The sequence below is a fragment of the Acidovorax sp. HMWF018 genome (genome assembly GCF_003061035.1).
GTDB lineage: Bacteria > Pseudomonadota > Gammaproteobacteria > Burkholderiales > Burkholderiaceae_C > Acidovorax > Acidovorax delafieldii.
Map to the genome: position 1 here is coordinate 22,761 of NZ_QAIM01000471.1, position 5,579 is coordinate 28,339.

The window sequence follows — 5,579 nt, forward strand, 5'->3', positions numbered from 1 at the left end:
GGTGGCTGATGCGCCTGCGCAGAGCACCTCTGCGGCATCGGCATCTCCATCTCCTGCTGCCGCCCCCTCGGTGGCCCGCGTGATGGCGGCTCGCAGCGAACCCGATCCGCTGCCCGGCCCCAACCCTTGCCAGCTGGCCGGAACCTCCAGCCGGTCCACGCCCACTGGCAGCCGCCCTCCCGTCTGACGGACTGCCGTCCTTACCCTCTGATGCCTCTGGACTGCCATGCAACTCGCTGAAATCTCCATCCGCCGGCCGGTGTTTGCCACCGTGCTGTCACTGCTGGTGCTGTTGATTGGCGCGGTGAGCTTCACACGCCTGTCCGTGCGCGAATACCCCAAGATCGACGAACCCGTGGTCACCGTCAGCGTGCGGTATGCGGGCGCGTCGGCCGAGGTCATCGAATCGCAGGTGACCAAGCCGCTCGAAGACTCCATCGCCGGTATCGACGCCGTGGATGTGATCACCTCCATCAGCCGGGCCGAGCAAAGCCAGATCAGCGTGCGCTTTCGCCTGGAGAAGGACGCTGACAACGCCGCCGCTGAAGTGCGCGACCGCACCGCCCGTGTGCGCAACCGCCTGCCGCTCGCGGTGGATGAGCCCGTGATTGCCAAGGTGGAGGCCGATGCATCGCCCGTGCTGTGGCTCGCCTTCAGCAGCGATACACGGAGCCCGCTGGAGATCAATGACCTGATCAACCGCATCGTCAAGCCCCGTTTGCAGACGGTGACCGGTGTGGCGGATGTGCCGATTTATGGCGAGCGCAAATACGCCATGCGCGTGTGGCTGGACCCCGAGCGCATGGCCGGCTATCGCTTGACCACGCAGGACGTGGAAGACGCCATCCGCCGCAACAACCTGGAACTGCCAGCAGGCCGCATTGAATCGCAGCAGCGCGAGTTCAGCGTGACGTCCCAGACCGACCTGAAAACCCCAGCACAGTTTTCCGACATCGTGATCCGCACGGTCAATGGGTTTTCAGTACGCGTGCGTGATGTGGCCCGGGTTGAAGAAGGCCCTGCCAGCGACCGCAGCCGCGTGCGGCTCAATGGCCGCGATGCGATCTCGGTGGGTGTGATCCGCCAGGCCACGGCCAACCCGCTGGAGCTGTCCAAAGGCGTGCGCGACATGATCCCCTTGCTCAAGGCCGACCTGCCGCCAGACATCGGTATCGACATTGCCAACGACAACTCGCTGTTCATCGACCGCTCCATCAAGAGCGTGTACTCCACCATCATCGAGGCCGTGGTGCTGGTGGCCCTGGTGATCTTTGTGTTCTTGCGTACGTTCCGTGCGTCCATCATCCCCATCATCACCATCCCGGTCAGCCTGGTGGGCAGTTTTGCGCTGATGTCGCTGGCCGGCTTTTCGATCAACACGCTCACGCTGCTGGCGCTGGTGCTGGCCATTGGCCTGGTGGTGGACGACGCCATCGTGATGCTGGAGAACATCTACCGCCACATCGAAGAGGGGCTCGACCCGTTTTCTGCCGCCATCAAGGGCGCACGTGAAATCGGCTTTGCCATCGTGGCCATGACGCTCACGCTGGTGGCGGTGTATGCGCCACTCGCTTTCACACCCGGCCGCACGGGGCGCTTGTTCGTGGAGTTTGCGCTGGCGCTGGCCGGAGCCGTGGTGGTGTCGGGCTTTGTGGCGTTGACGCTCTCGCCCATGATGTGCTCGCTGCTGCTCAAGCACAACCCGAATCCCAATTGGTTTGACCGCTCCATGGAGCGTTGGCTCACGGCCCTGTCGGACGCCTATGGCCGCCTGCTGCGCTGGATCGTCACGGCCCGCTGGGGTGGTGCGGGCGCGGGGCGCAGTGGCGTGCGGGGTGCGCTGTTCCAGGCCCGCTGGATCGTGCTGGGCGTCATGGCCCTCAGCGGCGTGGCGCTGGTGCTGGTGTTCCCCAGCATGCGGCAGGAGCTGTCGCCGCTGGAAGATCGGGGCACCATTTTGGCCAGTGTGACTGCGCCCGACGGCGCCACGCTGGACTACACCAACCGGTATGCGCTGGAGCTGGAAAAGATCGGCAACACCTACCCCGAATTCGACCGCGTGTTTGCCAACATCGGCAACCCCACGGTTGCGCAAGGCAGTGTGATCTACCGCACCGTCGACTGGGAAAAGCGCGACCGCACCACGCTGGCCCTGGCCAAGGAGCTGCAGCCCAAGGTGGCGGGCCTGCCCGGCGTGAATGCCTTCCTGATCACGCCGCCATCGTTGGGCCAGGGCTTTCGCTCGCGGCCACTCACCTACGTGATCCAGACCTCGGACAGCTACGAAAACCTGAGCAAGGTGGTGGCTGCCTTCATGGCCGAGATTGCGCAGAACCCCGGCATCGTGTCCCCTGACGTGGACCTGCGCCTGAACAAGCCAGAGCTGCGCATCGAGGTCAACCGTGAACGCGCCGCCGACCTGGGCGTGAGCGTGGAAGTGGTGGCCAAGGCCATCGAGACCATGCTGGGCGGCCGCACCGTCACACGTTACAAACGCGATGCCGAGCAGTACGACGTGATCGTGCAGACCGAGGCGCGGGGCCGCACCACGCCCGAGAACATCGACACCATCTATGTGCGCGGCCGCAACGACGCGATGATCCCGCTGACCAGCCTGGTCAACGTGCGCGAAAGCGTGAGCCCGCGCGAGCTGAACCACTTTGGTCAGCGCCGCTCGGCCACCATCACGGCCAACCTGTCGTCCGACTACTCGCTGGGCCAGGCCATCACCTTCATGAACGAGACGGCGGCCAAGGTGCTCAAGCCCGGCTACACCACCGACCTGAACGACACCTCGCGGGAGTTCAAGAACTCGCAAGGCGCGCTGGGCATGGTGTTTGTGCTGGCGCTGGTGTTCATCTTCCTGGTGCTTGCCGCGCAGTTCGAAAGCTTCATCGACCCGCTGGTCATCATGGTGTCGGTGCCGCTGTCGATGATCGGTGCGCTGCTGGCGCTCAATTGGAGCGGCGGCTCGCTCAACGTCTATTCGCAGATCGGGCTGATCACGCTGGTGGGCCTGATCACCAAACACGGCATCCTGATCGTGGAGTTCACCAACCATCTGCGCGAAGAGGGCATGGAGATGGTGGACGCGCTGGTCAAGGCCTCGGCCCAGCGACTGCGCCCCATCCTGATGACCACGGGGGCCATGGTGCTGGGCGCCATTCCCCTGGCTTTGGCCACGGGCGCTGGCGCCGAAACGCGCACCCAGATCGGCTGGGTGATTGTGGGTGGCATGTCGCTGGGCACGCTGCTCACCATTTTTGTGGTGCCCACCATGTACACGCTGTTTGCCCGCAAGGCGGTGCCGGGGGCCAACACAGCGGTGGCCGTGGATCAGCCAGCCCACCCAGTGCACCCGCACGACTATGTGGCCAAGTAGCCTTCAGTGGGAGTGCAAAGTGAGCTGCCAAAACAGCAGAAGCAAAGCAAGACAAGAAAGGGCCCGGCAGGGGCCTTTCTGCTTTCTGTTGTGCGGTGCCAGCGTGAGGACGGTCTGGGTCCAGCGGGTTGCAGCGCGGGTAGCTTAGGCCAGCACCGCCTGCACCGCGTTCTGCAATTCCTGGCCGCTATGCGGGCGTACCAGGCGCGCCACTTCCTTGCCGTCTTTCATAAAGACCAGTGTTGGCCACAGCTTCACGCCGAACGTTCGGCCCAGGCGCTGGCCAGGGCCGTCTTCCACCTTGACGTGGGCAATGTCCGCGCGGTCTTTCAGGGCGGTTTCGATCAGTTGCTGGGCGCGCTGGCAGTGGCCGCACCAGGGGGTACCGAACTCGACCACCGTGGCGCCGGGCAGGCGGTCCACATCGTCTCGGGATGGGGGTTGTGCAAGGTGTTGGGCGGCGTAGGGCATGGCGTGATTCGCGGTTTGTGAACAGGGCGAGAGGCTGGTTTCAGGTTACCTTGGCGGCCGATGGCATGCACTGGCTGGCGGCGCATTGCCGTGTCATATCACGCCCTCAAACACCATCACGTCCACTGCATCGCCCACCGCCACATTGCCCTGCCCGTGGTGCAACACGATGAGCCCGTTGGCCTGCACCATGGAGCTGAGCACGCCCGAGCCCTGGTTGCCGGTGGTGCGCACCTGCAGCGTGCCGTCGGCGGCGGTAGTGACCAGGCCACGCTGGTATTCGGTGCGGCCGGGCTTCTTGCGCATGGGCTCGGTGCTGATGGCGCGCAGCAGCGGGGGCGCCGCGCGGGTGCTGCCCATCATGCGCAGCAGGGCGGGGCGCACAAAGGCGAGAAAGGTCACCATTACCGCCACGGGGTTGCCGGGCAGCCCGAAGAGCACTGCGCCACCGGGGGCTGTATTGATATCATTTTGATAGCTGTTAGAGCATGATGCACTGGCGCTTGAGGCCGAAACGGCTTGATTTTCTGCGTTGCCGATGCGCCCCACGGCCATGGGGCGGCCTGGACGCATGGCGATGCGCCAGAAGGCCACGTCGCCCAGCTTTTTCATCATGGTGCGGGTGTGGTCGGCCTCGCCCACACTCACGCCTCCGCTGGTGATGATGGCGTCGGCCTGCTGGGCCGCCTGGCGAAAGGCAGCTTCGAGCAGTGCAGGCTCGTCACGCACCACGCCCAGGTCAATCACCTCCACCCCCATGCGCGTGAGCAGGCCGAACACGGTGTAGCGGTTGCTGTCATACACGGCGCCTTCGCGGGGAGCCTCGCCCAGGCTCAGGATCTCATCGCCGGTGGAGAAGTACGCCACCCGCAGTCGGCGGTACACCGTGACGGTGGGCAGGCCCAGGCTGGCCACCAGGCCCAGGGCGGCGGGCGTCAGCAGCTCGCCACGGGCCAGGGCCACGCGGCCTTCCATGATGTCCTCGCCCTTGAAGCGGCGGTTGTCTCCGGCGCGCAGCACATCGGCTGCGATGGTGATCTGGCCGTCGGCAGCGGCGGTGGTGAACTCCTGCGGCACCACGGTGTCCAGCCCGGCTGGCATGATGGCGCCGGTCATGATCTTCACGCATTCGCCTGCAGCCACCGCGCCTGCCCAGGCCTTGCCCGCCAGGGCGGTGCCCACCACGCGCAGGGTGAGCGGCTGCCCAGCCACCAGTTGCGCGCTCGCAAAAGCGTAGCCGTCCATGGCCGAGTTGTCGTGGGGCGGCACGCTGACGGGCGAGATCACATCCTGCGCCAGCACGCGGCCCAGCGCGCTGAACAGCGGCAGCACTTCGGTGGCGGTGACGGGCTCAACCAGCCGGTCTAGAAACTGGTTCACATCGGCGGCGCTCAGGGCCTGCGGGTCGTAGCCTTGCAACTCGGCGGCAATCTGGGCAATGGTTTTCATGGGTGGGATTCGCTTGAAGTCAGTGGGAGAGCAGCCGCACCATGTGCAGCTTGTCGTAGCCCACGCCATCCACCACGATGGCGTTGGGCAGCAGGCCCCAGGGGCGGAACCCGGCCTGCTCGTACAGGCGCACCACGTGCTGGTTGGACGCGGTGACGGTGAGCACCAGTTGGGTCAGCCCCGGCACCTGGCTGGCGGCCTGCACGCAGGCATCCACCAGCATCCGGCCAACGCCCCGGCGCTGCGCAGCAGGCGACACCATCATGCCCACTACCAC

General features: G+C 65.6%; 4 protein-coding genes and 1 pseudogene. 2 read left to right on the plus strand and 3 right to left on the minus strand.

Features of this window, described 5'->3' with window-relative positions:
• Nucleotides 1–187, plus strand: a pseudogene (locus DBR23_RS31230) (efflux transporter periplasmic adaptor subunit); the annotation flags it as partial.
• 39 nt (nt 188–226) lie between these two features.
• Complete coding sequence (locus DBR23_RS19885) at nt 227–3,382, plus strand: efflux RND transporter permease subunit (protein WP_108499343.1); 3,156 nt, start codon at nt 227–229, stop codon at nt 3,380–3,382.
• Between the two features lie 144 nt (nt 3,383–3,526).
• Here the strand turns inward: DBR23_RS19885 and DBR23_RS19890 are convergent, their stop codons facing one another.
• The 3 genes from DBR23_RS19890 to DBR23_RS31235 form a co-directional block, all read right to left on the minus strand.
• A complete protein-coding gene (locus tag DBR23_RS19890) occupies nt 3,527–3,853 on the minus strand; it encodes a thioredoxin family protein (protein WP_108499344.1) in 327 nt (108 codons plus the stop codon).
• A 93-nt stretch (nt 3,854–3,946) separates the two neighbouring features.
• Nucleotides 3,947–5,302: a gephyrin-like molybdotransferase Glp gene (gene glp / locus DBR23_RS19895; RefSeq protein ID WP_108499345.1), complete on the minus strand. Its 1,356-nt coding sequence runs from the start codon at nt 5,300–5,302 to the stop codon at nt 3,947–3,949.
• 19 nt (nt 5,303–5,321) lie between these two features.
• Nucleotides 5,322–5,579 (minus strand): GNAT family N-acetyltransferase (locus DBR23_RS31235; protein ID WP_233250600.1); only part of this gene is annotated, 258 nt, incomplete at its 5' end.

Coding starts and splice junctions, on each gene's coding strand:
- DBR23_RS19885 (WP_108499343.1), top strand. CDS start 227: ATGCAACTCGCTGAAATCTCCATCCGCCGGCCGGTGTTTGCCACCGTG.
- DBR23_RS19890 (WP_108499344.1), bottom strand. CDS start 3,853: ATGCCCTACGCCGCCCAACACCTTGCACAACCCCCATCCCGAGACGAT.
- glp (WP_108499345.1), bottom strand. CDS start 5,302: ATGAAAACCATTGCCCAGATTGCCGCCGAGTTGCAAGGCTACGACCCG.